1 protein-coding gene and 1 pseudogene are annotated in these 390 nt (G+C 50.5%); both read right to left on the minus strand.

Annotated features, from left to right (window positions below):
- On the minus strand, positions 1-80 hold an 80-nt coding region (locus tag FOI68_RS23015; RefSeq protein WP_143864440.1), incomplete at its 3' end, for a 50S ribosomal protein L19.
- Between the two features lie 135 nt (positions 81-215).
- A pseudogene (locus FOI68_RS23020) lies at positions 216-390 on the minus strand (tRNA (guanosine(37)-N1)-methyltransferase TrmD); the annotation flags it as partial.

Here is a 390-nt window from a genome sequence, read left to right on the forward strand (position 1 = left end):
CGCACCGTGTCGCCCGGGCGGAAATCCGGCAAATCCGTCCGGAGTTGTTCTTTCGTAATCTCTTGGATTAAATGATGCATCATGATCCACTCCTTCCACAGATGTTCATGCCAATGATTTCTTCATTGCAGCGGAACATCGTTTTCCGTCCTCAAGCAGATCGCTTAAGGTCACACAAAAGACATGATAGCATAAACTGTTGACTCAGGCAATAGCTATTCGCACTCCTTTTCCCACTCTTTCAGCCATTGCTTTTGCCTGTCTGTAAGCGGATATTCATCGAGCAAGTCCGGACGGCGCAAAAACGTGCGCCGGAGCGATTCCTTCTCGCGCCACTCGGCGATGAGCTGATGGTTGCCTGACAGCAATACATCCGGCACTTTCATGCCG

The organism is Brevibacillus sp. LEMMJ03, assembly GCF_007197875.1.
GTDB lineage: Bacteria > Bacillota > Bacilli > Brevibacillales > Brevibacillaceae > Brevibacillus > Brevibacillus thermoruber.